This window comes from Bacillus bingmayongensis (assembly GCF_000299035.1).
In the GTDB taxonomy this organism is placed as follows: domain Bacteria; phylum Bacillota; class Bacilli; order Bacillales; family Bacillaceae_G; genus Bacillus_A; species Bacillus_A bingmayongensis.
Genome location: NZ_JH921517.1, coordinates 260,406 through 276,244 on the forward strand (window position 1 = coordinate 260,406; position 15,839 = coordinate 276,244).

Below are 15,839 nucleotides of genomic sequence, written 5' to 3' on the forward strand. Positions count from 1 at the left end.
TATAGAATACGCCCTTTTCTTTTTGGTTACCCCTAACCTAGTAATACACGAACAAGTTGAATGATTGTTTCATTTTCTACTTTGTAGTAAATCTCTAATCCTTTTCTTTCACTAGAAACAATTTTAGCGCTTTTTAATTTCGCTAAATGCTGTGAAATTGTGGATTGTGGCATATTTAAGCCTGTGTACATTGTCGAAACATTGCTTGGACCGCGTTCGATTAAACCTTTTACGATACATAAACGAACAGGGTGAGCAAGAACTTTCAATAATTCTGCATTATTTTCGTATAGTTCTAATTCCTTTTGAAAGGTTTCTAACATGTTTTTTTCCACCTCCATGCGAGCTGTTATACCCATACTATACATACCAAAAATCTAAAGAAAAGAAAATAGTTGTTGCAGAAAAAATGTTCTAAAGTAAAGAAATTGTAAGAAAAGAGAACGTGATGTAAATAACTTTGCAAAATTTGTACGTTTTGTAACAAGATATTTTTTGATGAAAATTACAATATGTTTAAAGATGCAGATACATTTATAACACGATTTTATCATGATTTTTTTGTTCTTTCAAATAAATATACAAAATTTTTAAAATAATAAGAAAAATGTTTTTGGGCTCTTATATAGAATATGAAATTTGGATGAAAAGAAGGCTGGAAAAGAAATCAAATCAAATTAAATTAAATTAAATATGAAGATGGTTCCTATGGAGATGATATATTGATGGTTTGCTATCTCAAATAGAATTTGTTGTTTTGATGAAAGTTGGTAAGTACATATAATGATCTCATTTTTGTAGATTTAGTAAAAAAAGGATAGACCAAACAGATGTAATCTGCTTGGTCTATCCTTTTTTTTATTACAATGTGCCACATTTTATCCAGCTATTTGCGGGCAGTAAGACCCTTACCTCAAGATTCAGAGAGAAACGAGGAAGATAGGTGGGGAGCGAGCTACCCGTAAAAGCCCGATTGGTGAGGGCTAATAATCAGTGGGGGATGAAGAAACTCCCCACTGATTAAAGTTTCACTTTATTGAGATGTTAAATGGAAATTGTTTGAATAAAACTTTCTCATGCATTTACAGGTTCTTCGACATAAGAAAGTGCATTTTCAAAATCGGCAATTAAATCATCTGCATTTTCAAGGCCAACTGATAAACGGAGCAATGAATTGGAAATATCTCTTTCATCACGTGCTTCTTGTGATAATGCTGCATGTGACATTTTTGCAGGGTAGGAAAGGATGGATTCCACAGCTCCTAGACTTACTGCAAATACAGGAAGTTTAACTTGAGATAAAAACTGTCGCAGCGCATCTTCAGATTGCAGCGTGAAAGATAGAACAGCACCGGCAGATTGTGCTTGTGATTGTTGTATGTCATAGCCTAGGTGTGATTCTAATCCAGGATAATACACATTCTGAATTTTTGAGTGCTTTTGTAAGTAATGTGCAATTTTATTTGCATTTGTTGCTGAGTGTTCGAGACGTACGTGTAATGTTTTCAGGCCGCGAAGAACGAGAGAACAATCTTGTGGTCCTAATATAGCGCCAAATGCATTTTGCAAGAAGCCGAGTTTTTTAGCGAGCTCCTCATCTTTTACAACCGCTAATCCAGCTGTAACATCACTATGCCCTGCAATAAATTTTGTCGCGCTATGAAGTACAACATCCGCTCCGAGTTCAATTGGTTTTTGGAATAACGGTGTTAAAAATGTGTTATCAACAAATGTAAGTGCACCGGTGGATTTTGCTAATTCGCAAACAGCGCGAATATCGGTTACCTTTAATAATGGATTGGACGGTGTTTCAACGTAAAAGACTTTTGTGTTCGGTCTAATATTTTGTTTTACTTCTTCTAGATTGGTCATGTCAACGAATGTATGTGAAACCCCATAACGAGATAGAACTTCTGTTACAATGCGATAAGTCCCTCCATATACATCTTCAGAAATAAGAACATGATCGCCTTGTGATAAAAGAAGAAAGGCAGTGGAAATTGCTGCGATTCCAGATGCAAAGGCAAATCCTTTTGTTCCCCCTTCTAGTAAAGCAATAATATCTTCTAGTGCTTCTCGCGTTGGATTACCGGATCGACTGTAGTCGTATTTTCCAAAGGTATCTACATCAAATTGATGAAATGTTGATGTATTATAGATGGGAACGTTAACAGCACCTGTTTGTGGGTCATGTTTATATTTGTTATGAAGTAAGAGTGTATCTAAGGAATAACTCATATTTTTACACCTTCTTTCACATGTTTAATTGCTTGTTTTAAGTCTTGAATTAAGTCTTCCCCGTTTTCAATGCCGACGGAGAAACGAAGGAGACGATTACATACACCGCGTGCTGTACGCACTTCTTCTGGGATATCTGCATGTGTTTGTGTTGCTGGATACGTCATTAAACTTTCAACTCCGCCAAGGCTTTCTGCAAAGGTAATTAGCGATAAAGATTGTAAGAAAGGATTTATCCATTTTTCATCGCGAAGGCGAAACGAAATCATGCCGCCCCTTCCTGGATAAAAAACATCGGTTACACCGTCCTCTCCATTTAAATAAGAAACGATTTTCTTTGCGTTTTCTTCATGTTGTTTCATGCGAAGAGCCAATGTTTTCATACCGCGAATTAATAACCATGAATCAAATGGACTTAATACAGCACCAGAAGCGTTATGATAGTGAGCAAGTTCTTCGCAAAGTGCTTGGCCTTTTGCAACGACAAGGCCACTTAGGACATCATTATGACCACCTAAATACTTTGTCGCACTGTGAAGCACAATATCTGCGCCTTCAGTTAATGGTTGTTGGATGTATGGGGTGTAAAAAGTGTTATCGACAATTAAAAGTAATCCATGTCTTTTTGCGACGGCTGCTACAGCTGTAATATCTGTTACTTGCATTAATGGATTAGTTGGTGTTTCTATAAAAATAGCTTTTGTTTGAGAAGAGATAGCTTTTTCTATTTGTTTTATAGATTGTGTATCTACGTATCTACATCGAATATTCCACTTTTCTTCATGTTCCGAAAATAAACGATAGGTTCCTCCGTATAAGTCTTCTGATACGATAAGTTCATCTCCAGAGCGGAATAAAGAAAGAACAAGAAGAACAGCTGCCATTCCAGAACTACAGGCGTAGCCTTGTTCGCCTTCTTCTAAATCGGCAATTGCGTGTTCTAAAAGACCACGTGTTGGATTTCCAGTTCGTGAATAATCAAAACCTGTTGATTTTCCAATTCCTTCATGACGATAAGCCGTTGAAAAGTAAACAGGGGGATTAACCGTTCCTGTTGTAGTTTCGCTTCGATTTCCGATTTGAGCTAGTTTTGTTTCGATTGTTGACATGTGAAATTCCTCCTTGATAAAAATAAAAAAAGCCTTCTAAGAAGAAGGCTTTCATGTAAATATAGTCTTCTCCTTATCTGTCAAATCTTTTCACAATTTGCTGGAATTAGCACCTTATTAACGAACGTGTTAATGGTTGCTGAGGTGTCATAGGGCCAGTCCCTCTACCTCTCTAGATAAGAATAGTTTGTATGAAATTTTATTATGTTTTTAACTTTACAATAAAAAATGATTGAATTGCAACTTTATTTTAAATATTTTTTATTTTTCTGTTAATTCCATTGACTTTTAGTCTATCTCATGCTAAATTTATGAAAAAATTAACAAAGTTTGCTATATAAATACAAATTAAAAAAACGGTATACAATCTTTCTTTTTAGGTGAGAAGAGCATCCGTCTATGCATGGAAGCTGTCACATTCTCTTCTTGCTCCATGCGAAGTTAAAACAAAGAGAGAAAACGAGTGTAGGTCACCTTTTGTTCTTCGTGGCAGCGACTTATATGTTGGAGAATCAAACTGGATTTATATAAAAGGGGAACGTATTTCCTTTTAATTACATAAAAAAATATAAAGACAAACTCTTATTGAGAGCGGTGGAGGGAAAGGCCCTGTGAAACCCGGCAACCTTCAAACGAAATGTTTGAAACGGTGCTAATACCTGCAAAACAATTTGTTTTGCATGATAAGAGGAGGATTGATGATGTCCCCCTCTTCAAGGTGAAGAGGGGGTTTTTATATTAATAGAAAAGAGGGAGATAAGTGAAAGTTCTAGATTTATTATCAAAAGGAATTGTTATTGGTGATGGAGCAGTTGGTACGTTATTACATTCTCATGGTTTGCAAAGTAGTTTTGAAGAATTAAATCTATCAGATCCAGATTTAATTATATCTATCCATAAACAATATATAGCTGCTGGTGCAGATGTGATTCAAACAAATACGTATGGTGCAAATGAAGCAAAATTGCGTACATATGGCTTAGAAAATCAGGTTGTTCAAATTAATAGAGCGGCGGTAAAACTGGCGAAAGCAGCCGTGACAGATAAGAATGCTATTTTAGGGACAATTGGTGGGATGAAACATATCGGTGCGGTCACAACGACTGACATGGAACGGGAATTTATGTTGCTTGAGCAAGCTGGGGCATTAATAGAAGAACATGTGGATGGGCTATTACTTGAAACTTTTTATGATGAATTTGAATTACTACATGCAGTGAAAGTGCTAAGGAAGCAAACGGATATTCCAATTATTGCGCAGCTAGCGCTTCATGAAGCTGGCACAACGCAAAATGGGAATGATGTAAATGAAATATTAACGCGGCTTTTAGATTACGGTGCAAATATAGTCGGCTTAAACTGTCAGTTAGGACCGCTTCATATGACGGAAGCTTTCAAGATGATATCGATTCCAAAGAACGGTTATTTGTCAGCTTATCCTAATGCAGGTCTTCCAAACTATGTGGAAGGGCGCTACGTATATGAAGGGAGTCCTGCTTATTTTGAAGCAATGACACCGAAGTTTATTGAACAGGGGATTCGGCTACTTGGGGGATGTTGTGGTACAACGCCAGCGCATATAGAAGGGATGAAACGTGGAATCGCCAACCTAACGCCTGTTAAAGAAAAGCAAATCGTGCACAGACCGCAAGTGATTCATACACAAACAAAACGTTCTCGCACTCATATTACGCTCGCGGAGAAAGCAAAGAAGCAAACGACAGTTGTTGTCGAGCTAGATCCACCAAAAACATTGGATACACAGCGCTTTTTTGAAGGGGCAAGGGCGTTAAAAAGAGCGGGAGCAGATGCTATTACATTAGCAGATAACTCGTTAGCATCCCCACGTATTTCAAATATGGCAATGGGGGCATTATTAACGAAGCATGATATTCCAGTACTGACGCATTTAACGTGCCGTGATCATAATGTCATTGGTTTGCAATCTCATCTACTTGGTTTATCAGCCTTAGGAATGGAAGAAGTATTAGCTTTAACAGGTGATCCAGCTCGAGTTGGAGATTTCCCAGGAGCGACTTCTGTATATGATATGTCTTCTATTGAATTAATTAAAATGATTAAAGAAATGAATGATGGTCGATCCATTTTAGGAAAGTCCATCGGTCCTGCGACAAGGTTTTCTGTTGGAGGAGCTTTTAATCCTCACGTGAGACATTTAAAAGCAGCGGTGAAGCGAATGGAGAGAAAGGTTGCAGCTGGTGCGGAGTATTTCTTAACACAGCCAATTTACGATATAGCCCTAATTGAAGAAGTATACCAGGCGACAAAGCATTTAGAACAGCCGATTTTTATTGGAATTATGCCTTTAGTAAGTAAGCGTAATGCTGATTTTCTTCATTTTGAGGTGCCAGGCATTACATTGCCTGAGGAAGTAAGACAGAGAATGGATGGGCATGAAACACAGGAGTCTGCAATTGAAGAAGGAATTCATATTTCACAAGAATTAATTGATGCCGCGATGAAATACTTTAATGGTATTTATCTCATTACACCATTTTTAAAATATGAAATTACAGAAAATCTCGTTAAGTATGTGAAAGAAAAGCAAGAAGTGAAAGAGGGAATCAACTGATGAGACTAATAGAAGAAAGATTACACCATGATATTTTAATATTAGATGGCGCGATGGGAACCATGATTCAGCAGGCGGATTTAACTGCAGAAGATTTTGGCGGCGAAGAATACGAGGGGTGTAATGAATACTTAGTAAAAACAAGGCCAGATGTTATTTTAGGTATCCATAAAGCTTATATTGAAGCGGGTGCGGATATTATCGAAACAAATACGTTTGGTGCTACGAATATCGTACTGCATGATTATAAGCTGTCTCATTTAGATGAGGAGTTAAATGAAAGAGCGGCGTTTCTAGCAAAACAAGCGGTAAAGGAGAGCGGTAAAGAAGTATATGTAGCAGGTGCGATAGGGCCAACGACAAAAGCGATCAGTGTAACAGGGGGGGGAACATTTGAAGAACTAATTGAAGCTTATACTAGACAAGCACGGGGCTTATTACGGGGCGGCGTTGATGTATTGCTTGTAGAGACGAGCCAAGATATGCGTAACGTGAAAGCGGCGTATTTAGGGATTCAGCAAGCATTTGTGGAAGCGAATCATACGGTTCCGCTTATGATTTCAGGAACGATAGAACCAATGGGAACGACTTTAGCAGGGCAAACAATCGAGGCATTTTATTTATCAGTTGAGCATATGAAACCATTATCTGTCGGCTTAAACTGTGCTACAGGACCAGAATTTATGCGCGAACATATCCGTTCTTTATCGGATCTCTCAGAGTGTTATATTTCTTGTTATCCAAATGCTGGTCTTCCAGACGAGGATGGACATTATCATGAATCACCAACTTCACTTGCAGAAAAGGTGAAACAGTTTGCTGAAGAAGGGTGGATTAATATTATTGGTGGTTGCTGCGGGACGACGCCTGATCATATAAGAGCGATAAAAGCTTCACTTGAGTCTCTCAGGCCACGTGAGAATCATGAGCGAGAAGGTCATGGGATTAGTGGTTTAGAAGCTTTGCAATATGATGATTCTATGAGGCCGTTATTTGTTGGTGAAAGAACGAATGTGATTGGGTCACGCAAATTCAAACGGTTAGTAGCAGAAGGGAACTTTGAAGAGGCTGCTGAAGTTGCAAGGGCGCAAGTGAGGAAAAATGCTCATATTATTGATATTTGTATGGCGGATCCTGACCGTGATGAAGTGGAAGATATGGAAAACTTTTTAGCGGAGGTTACGAAAGTATTAAAGGTTCCAATTATGATTGATTCAACGGATGAAAATGTAATGGCGAAAGCTCTTACTTATATACAAGGAAAGGGTGTTATTAACTCTATTAATTTAGAAAACGGAGAAGAGCGTTTTGAGAAAGTAGCGCCGCTCCTCCACAAATATGGTGCCGCAATTGTAGTTGGGACGATTGATGAAGATGGCATGGCAGTTAGCGCTGAAAGAAAATTAGAAATCGCAAAGAGAAGTTACGAATTATTAACGAAGAAATACGGTATACGTCCATCGGATATTATTTTCGATGCACTCGTTTTTCCGGTAGGAACTGGTGATGAAGAATATATTGGCTCTGCGAAAGCGACAATAGAAGGAATTCGTCTTATTAAAGAAGCTTTGCCAGAGTGCTTAACGATTTTAGGAGTAAGTAATATATCGTTTGGTTTGCCGCCGGCTGGTCGTGAAGTGCTAAACTCTGTCTTTTTATATCATGCAACAAAGGCTGGACTTGATTACGCGATTGTTAATACGGAAAAACTAGAACGCTATGCATCCATTCCAGAAGAGGAAAAGGAACTTGCAGATGCACTATTATTCGAAACAACGAAAGAAACACTAGAAGAATTTACGAACTTTTATCGGGTTGCGAAGAAAAAAGAAGTGGTCATACAAGAAACATTAACGCTTGATGAAAGGTTAGCAAATTATATTGTAGAAGGAACAAAGCAAGGGTTACAGGAAGATTTAAGTCTCGCGCTTACAGAAGAAAGAAAGCCGCTTGATATTATTAACGGTCCGCTTATGACCGGAATGGACGAAGTAGGTCGTTTGTTTAATAATAATGAGCTTATCGTTGCTGAAGTATTACAAAGTGCAGAAAGTATGAAAGCTGCTGTTGCGTATTTAGAGCCGTATATGGAATCTAGTGATAGTGCGAAAAAAGGAAAAGTATTACTAGCAACTGTAAAAGGTGATGTACATGATATTGGTAAAAATCTTGTAGAAATTATTTTATCGAACAATGGCTATGATATTGTCAATTTAGGAATCAATGTCCGCTCTGATCGCATTGTTCAAGAGGTAAAAGAAAAGAAACCAGATATTATCGGACTTTCTGGATTATTAGTAAAATCGGCGCAACAAATGGTAGCGACTGCTGAAGATTTGCAAGCAGCAAATATTGATATTCCAATTGTTGTAGGTGGAGCGGCATTGACAAGAAAGTTTACAGATAACCGTATTTCACCTTCTTATAATGGACTCGTGTTATATGCAAGCGATGCGATGACAGGACTTGATCTTATTAATCGACTACAAAAAGAAGAAGAACGAGAAAAAATGAAGCAGGAAAAAAAGAATCGTCATCTTCATGTTGTTGTGAAACAAGAGGAGAAAAAAGCGGAACTGCCAGCTGTAATCGAACCGTTGGCGCCAGCGGAGGTTATGATACCAGACTCAACAAAGCGGGTCGTACTTCGTGATATCCCAGTTTCACATCTTGCGCCATTTTTAAACAGACAAATGTTAATTGGACATCATCTTGGTTTAAAAGGAAATGTGAAAAAACTGCTTAAGGAAGGAGATAAGCGGGCGCATGAATTAAACAATTTAATTGATGAACTATTACAAGAAGGTCAATCTTGGCTGCGTCCAAAAGCTGTTTATCAATTTTTCCCTGCTCAAAGTGATGGACAAACTATCATTATTTATGATCCAGAAGATCATACACGTGCATTAGAGCGTTTTTCATTCCCAAGACAAGTGAAAGCACCGTACCGTACTTTAGGGGATTACTTGCGACCTGTCGGTGATGAAATGGATTATGTTGCCTTTTTATCTGTTACAGTGGGGCAAGGTGTTCGTGATATTGCGGATGAGTGGAAGGAGAAAGGAGATTATTTGCGCAGTCATGCGATTCAATCATTAGCGCTGGAATTAGCAGAGGGACTCGCTGAGAAAACACATATGTTAATTCGTGATCGCTTTGGAATTCCAGATTCACCGGAGATGATGATGGAAGAGCGCTTCCGTACAAAATATCAAGGAATTCGTGTTTCTTTTGGTTATCCGGCTTGTCCAGAACTTGCTGATCAAGAAAAACTATTTCGCTTAATTCAGCCAGAGGAAATCGGTATCTCACTAACAGAAGGATTTATGATGGAGCCGGAAGCATCTGTAACGGCGATGGTATTTGCTCACCCCGAAGCACGATATTTTAGTGTACTATAGTGTAGAAGGGGGAGGCGTATGAAAAGAATAGTCTTTACAGGCGGTGGTTCGGCGGGGCATGTGACGCCAAATTTAGCAATTATTCCACATTTGCAAGAAAAGGGCTGGGATATTTCTTATATTGGTTCTTATCAAGGGATTGAAAAAACAATTATAGAGAACGAAGGAATTCAGTACTATGGTATAGCGAGCGGAAAGTTGCGCCGTTATTTTGATTTGAAAAATATAAAAGATCCTTTTCTGGTTATGAAGGGTGTAATGGATGCTTATGTGCGAATACGAAAATTAAAACCGGATGTTATTTTTTCAAAAGGTGGTTTTGTATCTGTACCAGTAGTAGTTGGTGGATGGCTAAACCGTGTTCCAGTTTTGTTACATGAGTCCGATATGACGCCAGGGCTAGCGAATAAAATTGCACTCCGCTTTGCTTCGAAAATATTTATTACGTTTGAAGAAGCTGCGCAGCATTTGCCAAAAGAAAAGGTGGTTTATACAGGTTCACCTGTGAGGGAAGAAGTGCTACGTGGAAATCGTGAAAAAGGATTACACTTTCTTGGATTCCATGCTAGAAAACCCGTTATCACGGTTATGGGCGGGAGTCTAGGAGCGAAGAAAATCAATGAAACAGTACGAGAAGCATTGCCAGAGCTTCTTAAAAATTATCAAGTTGTTCACCTATGCGGAAAAGGAAATCTAGATGAGAAGTTACAAAGCATAGAAGGGTATAGACAATTTGAATATGTACACGGAGAATTACCAGATGTATTAGGGGTAACGGATTTTGTCATCTCACGTGCTGGATCAAATGCAATTTTTGAATTTTTAACATTGCAAAAGCCTATGATCTTAATTCCATTACCGAAAGCTTCAAGCCGCGGTGATCAAATTTTGAATGCACAATCGTTTGAAAGACAAGGGTATGCATCGGTTTTATATGAAGAAAATGTAACAGTGAAATCCCTTATGGAGCATATACAAGAGTTAAATCATAATTGTGCAAAGTATAAAAAAGAATTAAAAAAGTATAGTGGGAAAGAAGCAGTACAGACCATTATGAAATATATTACAGAGGCATGATTTTAAAAAATCATGTCTTTTTTAGTAGAATGAAAGGTTCGAAGAATTGCTGTATTTATGTTACAATAACAGAGATTTAATAGGGAAATTCCAGTTCTTTGAGCGTGAAAATACGAATGGATTAGGAGTGACTGTGTTGGAGCTGAGTCTCTATGAAAATACTGCTCTGATTATATGTTTTGTTTTGTATGTTGGTAGTGTTATTGTTTACATTTCAAGGAAATTTTCACAAGAACGAAACTTGCAAAAATCGGAAATAACAGCTGAGTTAGAAATGTTAGCCGATGAAAGTGATAAAAAACAAAAAATAAAAGAGGACCATCAGGCATCCAACCACTTAAACGCAAAGTAAGTTTTGAAGGTGGGGCCTTTTTTGCGAGCTGTTGCAAGATCTTCCTCTATATATTATCGTGAACGCTAAAAAGGAGTTTCCCTGCTGTTTTTATAAAGTGAAACTTTAATCAGTGGGGGTTTTCTTCATCCCCCACTGATTATTAGTTGAACCAATCGGGCTTTTACAGGCAGTTTATCTCCCATCTAACTTCTTTGCTTCCGCCGAATTTTGAGGTGGGAGTATTACTGCCTGTTAATGCGGGATAAATAAGGAGCTAATTCATATGAATTTCTATATTGCCTCAGGTTTTCAAAATAAACATCTTGTTCAATTTGTAGCGAATAAATTGCAAGAAGCAGGATGGCGCCATACATATGATTGGACTCAAAATGAAAGAGCAACGAATAGAGAACAATTACAGAAGATTGGTCAGGCTGAAAAGCAAGCGATACAAAATGCTGATGTTTTTCTACTTTTACTAGATGGCGGAAATGGGAGTCACACGGAGCTTGGTATAGCGATTGCTTTAGAAAAGAAAGTCTATTTGTACCATAAAAACAACCCGCTGCAAACAACGTTTTACCATTTACCAGAAGTGAGTATTTTTCAAGGAGAACTGGAGGAGTTTATTTCATACGTCATGAATAAAGGAGACGCATAGATCATGCAGATTTATGATACGATATACGGTAATTTTGAAATAGACGGCGTATTAGAAGAACTTGTGCGAACAAAAGCTATGCAAAGGTTGAAGAAAATTCATCAAGTTGGAGCGAGTTTTCTTGTAAAACCAGAGTGGAATGTAACTCGTTATGAGCATTCAATTGGAGTTATGCTTCTTGTAAAAATGCTGGGTGGGGGTGAAGCGGAACAAATTGCAGCATTGCTTCACGATGTGTCACATACTGCTTTCTCACACGTTGTAGATCGTGTATTACATAAAAAAGATGAAGACTATCATGAACATATTTTTGATACAGTCATTGAAAACTCAGATATCCCTCTTATTTTACAAAAGTATGGGTATGATTCTAAAATGCTTCAAAACTGGGAACAATGGATGCTGTTGGAACAACCATTACCAGCTTTATGTGCGGATCGTATAGATTATACACTTCGCGATTTACATACATATGGAATGATTTCAAAACAAGAAGTTTTTACATTTTTAAAGCAATTAATTGTTCGTGAACAACAAATTTGCCTTAGTACCGTAGAGGCAGCAGAGTGGTTTACTGAGGTGTATTATAAAGAAACACTGGATTTCTTTTTACATCCATTAGGTTCCTATAGCTATTATGTATTAACAAATGTACTGCAAATTGCGCTAGAAAAACATGTGATACATATTGAAGACTTTCTTCTTGATGATGAGACACTGCTCCAAAAATTAAAAAATTGTCAGGTTGAAGAGGTAACGGATTTATTGGGTACTTTGCACCAAAATGTATTATTAGAAGAGAATGAACAGGAGTACGATATTTGTTACCTAGGTGGGAAGGAACGCTTAATTGATCCGTCAGTCTATAGGAATGGTAAAATATATAAGGCGTCTAGTTTATCTGAACATGTAAGGCTGTGTAATCAAAAAGCGAAAGAGAGCTTCAATAAAAATATATATTTAAAAATAAAGAAGGCATAAAGGAGTTATATATATGAAATTAGAACAAGGATGGGAAACAAGCTTCTTAGAAGTTGTACAGAAAAGTGAATTTAAAAAAGATGCACTACGTAGTCAGTTACTTTGTATGGACGGAGAAGAAGTAGAAGAACTTGTTGATGATTATGGGTATGAAGAGATTGTTAATCGTGAACATGATGAGGAATTAGCAGAAATCTTAGGTGAGGAACTTTTTGGTGAAATGGAACGTTACGTATTTTTATCTGCGCAACCTGAAGAAAAGCTCATTTCATTTGTAAATGGATTAGGATTTCATATTTTAGATTGGATTGTTTTGCTTGAAACAGAATTTGGGATAGATAGTGCAGTATTTTCATCGGATGCAGTAAAAATGTTAGAAAAACGATTTAAACAGTTTCCGTATATAGAAGATAAGACAATTTTTGATATGACAATTGGAGAAGCAATGGATGTATTAGAGTCTGTTACTGGTTTACAATTGAAAGAGAAGATGGGTATATAGTAGTGAAAATGAAAAAGAACGTGATGGCTTCACGTTCTTTTTTTACATAATAATAATTTTGTCAGTTAATTTTTTTTGTCCTGTAAGAAGTGCATTCAAATACTCAACTTTTCGTATACAAGATTGAATATGCTTTTCAACTTCTTGCAACTCTGCTTGATGGTGCGTTTCAATTGGATGAATTTGCACGTTAAATTTTTCAAATTGATTGCTGTATGTGATTTCTGCATAGCCGCTCATGATATCGGTTTGATTATGAAATAAGAACTGTTTTGTTTCTTCGCAGTATGTTACATCTTGAAATCCATATGATTTTAATGCTTCGATTACTTTTGTAATAATTGTTATATCCATTTTTCTCCCTCTTTACGAAGTTCTGCTTTTCTATTATAACACGAAACAAGCCAGAGAAAGCGTTTCCAAATGCGTTTTCTCCTAATCTTTACGTATAATTCACAAAAATGATACAAACAAAAAATAATTGTAATAAAGGAAGGACTCTTTTACTGTTTCATCATATATATAGAGAAATAGTGCAATGAAAGGAAACGTATTTTCAAGTTGAGCGCAGTAAAAGAGGTGAGAATCTTGAATTTTGATATTACAGGACAAAAAGCATATGTAAAGGATGGGCCATATCGAAATCGACTTGGCATTATAAAGCAAAAAGAAAAGCAGGAAGAACCAAATTTTATAATTGTGATTGACGGTCAAAACATCGATGTAGAGCTAAAAGATATTGTTTTAGTAGGCGTAGATGTGCGGCAATTTCATGAATGGTGCGAGCAAAATGGCTATTTGTAAAAGGGACGGGCTGTGAAGTGAAACGTTAATTTTTATTTTGTACGAGAAAAGGTTCGTTTTGAATAATAGAAAGAAGTTTTGACATGCATCAATAGCTTATAATCATTGGAGGATACTATGTTCAATATAAGAGCATGTATCCTCATTTTTTTACATAATAAAACAATTAATTTGGTAAAGAGAAATAAAAAATGAAATCTATTTTTGTTTCTAACGATAATGATGTGTTATGGAAACTTCATATGAAAATCATATTCATCATAAAAGGTTCCATTAAAGGGTAATATTGTTTTTGTTTACATATGAGTTTTTCAAGGTTGTCAAATCAAAAGTATTTTTACATTGATTTCACAAAATTCCAATATTTTTACAATGAAAGTATTTTATTCTTTAAAAGTGGTTTCATAGAAAATTTTGAGAGAGTGTTAGATTTGTTTAAGAAATCATTTATTTTTCCTGTTCTTTTATTGCTGTCCATTATTTCTCTGTTCTCGTACAACAGTAAAATACTTGCGGCAAAATCTCTAATGTTCGAAAGAGGTAATAAGACTGACATTAAAGTTATGTCTTATAATATTCATCATGGAGAAGGTACAGATGCTATTTTGGACTTGAAAAGAATTGCAGAGGTTATTAAACAATCAGGAAAGGACTCTAACACTAGTATGTTAGAGTCCTTTGTTTTTTAGCATTTTTAAAATGGAAGTCTCAATTCAATTTTTCTTATGATGCAACTTCTTCGTTTTTTACATCCTCTTGATTATACGTCTCATGATCTAATTCACCAAGCCATTTACTAGAAATAAGACCTGCTGTCATTGATCCACTTACATTAAGAGCTGTACGCCCCATATCAATTAATGGCTCAACTGAGATAACAAGAGCAACAATTCCGATTGGTAAGTTCATTGTTGAAAGTACGATTAATGCTGCGAATGTTGCTCCGCCGCCTACACCGGCAACACCGAATGAGCTAACAGCGACAACAGCGATTAACGTTAAAATAAACTGTGGTTGTAATGGATCAATTCCTACCGTTGGAGCGACCATCATCGCCAGCATAGCTGGATAAATACCTGCGCAACCGTTTTGACCGATAGATACCCCGAAGGAAGCGGCAAAGTTGGCAATTCCTTCTGAAATACCAAGTTTCTCTTTTTGGGCTTCAATATTTAATGGCATTGCACCTGCACTAGAGCGAGAAGTGAAGGCAAATGTTAAGACCGGGAATACCTTTTTTAAATATTGAATTGGGTTTAAACCGGATAGAGCAATTAATAATAAGTGAATAACAAACATAACGATAAGTGCTACGTAAGATGCTAAAACAAAGTTACCGAGTTTTAAAATAGCATTCACATCACTACCAGCGACTGTTTTTGTCATAAGGGCTAATACGCCGTATGGAGTCAGGCGTAAAATTAACGTTACCATACGCATTACAATTGCATAAACAGCATCAAGCATTTTCTTAAATAACTCTGCTTGTTCTGGATATTTTCTTTTTACACCGATAAAGGCAATTCCAATGAACGCCGCAAAGATTACAACAGAAATTGTTGAAGTTGGACGTGCACCAGTTAAATCAAGAAATGGATTTGTAGGTAATAATTCCAATAATTTTTGTGGAATGGGTGTTTGTTCAATTGAACTAAATTTTTCTTCCACTAATTTTAAGCGAGCTGTTTCTGCATCACCTTGTTGTAAGCCAGTTGCTTGAACGTCAAACCCTGCGCTTGCAGCGATACCAACAGCGGCAGCGATTCCAGTTGTAAGAATTAAAATTCCGATAATAAGTCCGCTAATTTTACCAAGATTTTTTGTTAATTTTAACTTCGTAAATGCTGAGATAATAGAAACTAAAATTAGTGGCATAACAATCATTTGTAGCAGTTTTACATAGCCACTACCGATTATGCTAAACCAGTTATTTGAATCAATAATAACTTTAGAAGTAGGTTCATAGATAAATTGTAAGATAAGACCAAATGTAATTCCGACCCCTAAAGCAGTAAATACGCGTTTATTAAAAGATACATGCTTGCGTTGCATATAATACAATATGCCGACTAATATAAGCATGACCACAATGTTAATTCCGACTAGCAGTGTATGCATGTTGATTCCCCCTAATTTCAA

13 protein-coding genes and 2 riboswitches are annotated in these 15,839 nt (G+C 36.7%); of the genes, 8 read left to right on the forward strand and 5 right to left on the reverse strand.

Going from position 1 to position 15,839, the window contains the following annotated elements:
- Positions 1-32: 32 nt before the first annotated feature.
- From Y7E_RS0108325 to Y7E_RS0108335, 3 genes are all read right to left on the reverse strand, one after another.
- The gene (locus Y7E_RS0108325; protein WP_000894376.1) at positions 33-323 is read right to left on the reverse strand and encodes an ArsR/SmtB family transcription factor; all 291 of its coding nucleotides are present in this window, start codon (positions 321-323) and stop codon (positions 33-35) included.
- Positions 324-1,074: 751 nt separating this feature from the next.
- The gene (gene metC, locus Y7E_RS0108330) at positions 1,075-2,238 is read right to left on the reverse strand and encodes a cystathionine beta-lyase (protein WP_017150815.1); all 1,164 of its coding nucleotides are present in this window, start codon (positions 2,236-2,238) and stop codon (positions 1,075-1,077) included.
- The gene (locus Y7E_RS0108335) at positions 2,235-3,347 is read right to left on the reverse strand and encodes a methionine biosynthesis PLP-dependent protein (protein WP_017150816.1); all 1,113 of its coding nucleotides are present in this window, start codon (positions 3,345-3,347) and stop codon (positions 2,235-2,237) included. The genes metC and Y7E_RS0108335 overlap by 4 nt, the downstream gene beginning before the upstream one ends.
- A gap of 70 nt (positions 3,348-3,417) precedes the next feature.
- Positions 3,418-3,530, reverse strand: a riboswitch (SAM riboswitch).
- Between the two features lie 396 nt (positions 3,531-3,926).
- Positions 3,927-4,037, forward strand: a riboswitch (SAM riboswitch).
- 70 nt (positions 4,038-4,107) lie between these two features.
- Here Y7E_RS0108335 and Y7E_RS0108340 point away from each other — a divergent pair.
- The 7 genes from Y7E_RS0108340 (at position 4,108) to Y7E_RS0108370 (ending at position 12,896) form a co-directional block, all read left to right on the forward strand.
- The gene (locus Y7E_RS0108340; RefSeq protein WP_017150817.1) at positions 4,108-5,940 is read left to right on the forward strand and encodes a bifunctional homocysteine S-methyltransferase/methylenetetrahydrofolate reductase; all 1,833 of its coding nucleotides are present in this window, start codon (positions 4,108-4,110) and stop codon (positions 5,938-5,940) included.
- The gene (metH, locus tag Y7E_RS0108345; RefSeq protein ID WP_017150818.1) at positions 5,940-9,341 is read left to right on the forward strand and encodes a methionine synthase; all 3,402 of its coding nucleotides are present in this window, start codon (positions 5,940-5,942) and stop codon (positions 9,339-9,341) included. The genes Y7E_RS0108340 and metH overlap by 1 nt, the downstream gene beginning before the upstream one ends.
- An 18-nt stretch (positions 9,342-9,359) precedes the next feature.
- The gene (locus tag Y7E_RS0108350) at positions 9,360-10,418 is read left to right on the forward strand and encodes an undecaprenyldiphospho-muramoylpentapeptide beta-N-acetylglucosaminyltransferase (protein ID WP_017150819.1); all 1,059 of its coding nucleotides are present in this window, start codon (positions 9,360-9,362) and stop codon (positions 10,416-10,418) included.
- A 49-nt stretch (positions 10,419-10,467) separates the two neighbouring features.
- Positions 10,468-10,770 (forward strand): DUF3966 domain-containing protein, encoded by a 303-nt coding sequence (locus Y7E_RS0108355; protein ID WP_087957883.1) that lies wholly within the window; start codon positions 10,468-10,470, stop codon positions 10,768-10,770.
- A 265-nt stretch (positions 10,771-11,035) separates the two neighbouring features.
- Entirely contained in the window at positions 11,036-11,413 is a 378-nt protein-coding gene (locus Y7E_RS0108360) for a nucleoside 2-deoxyribosyltransferase (RefSeq protein ID WP_017150821.1), read from the forward strand.
- A gap of 3 nt (positions 11,414-11,416) precedes the next feature.
- On the forward strand, positions 11,417-12,394 hold the full coding sequence (locus tag Y7E_RS0108365) for an HD domain-containing protein (RefSeq protein WP_017150822.1): 978 nt from the start codon (positions 11,417-11,419) through the stop codon (positions 12,392-12,394).
- Positions 12,395-12,407: 13 nt separating this feature from the next.
- Positions 12,408-12,896 carry a hypothetical protein gene (locus Y7E_RS0108370; RefSeq protein WP_017150823.1) on the forward strand — a complete coding sequence of 163 codons (489 nt, stop codon included), beginning with the start codon at positions 12,408-12,410 and terminating at the stop codon, positions 12,894-12,896.
- Positions 12,897-12,938: 42 nt separating this feature from the next.
- Here the strand turns inward: Y7E_RS0108370 and Y7E_RS0108375 are convergent, their stop codons facing one another.
- On the reverse strand, positions 12,939-13,250 hold the full coding sequence (locus tag Y7E_RS0108375; RefSeq protein ID WP_017150824.1) for a hypothetical protein: 312 nt from the start codon (positions 13,248-13,250) through the stop codon (positions 12,939-12,941).
- Between the two features lie 234 nt (positions 13,251-13,484).
- On the opposite strand from Y7E_RS0108375, the gene Y7E_RS0108380 reads away from it, so the two are divergent.
- Positions 13,485-13,700: a DUF3912 family protein gene (locus Y7E_RS0108380; protein ID WP_017150825.1), complete on the forward strand. Its 216-nt coding sequence runs from the start codon at positions 13,485-13,487 to the stop codon at positions 13,698-13,700.
- Between the two features lie 723 nt (positions 13,701-14,423).
- Here Y7E_RS0108380 and Y7E_RS0108390 read toward each other — a convergent pair.
- Complete coding sequence (locus tag Y7E_RS0108390; RefSeq protein ID WP_026049144.1) at positions 14,424-15,839, reverse strand: L-cystine transporter; 1,416 nt, start codon at positions 15,837-15,839, stop codon at positions 14,424-14,426.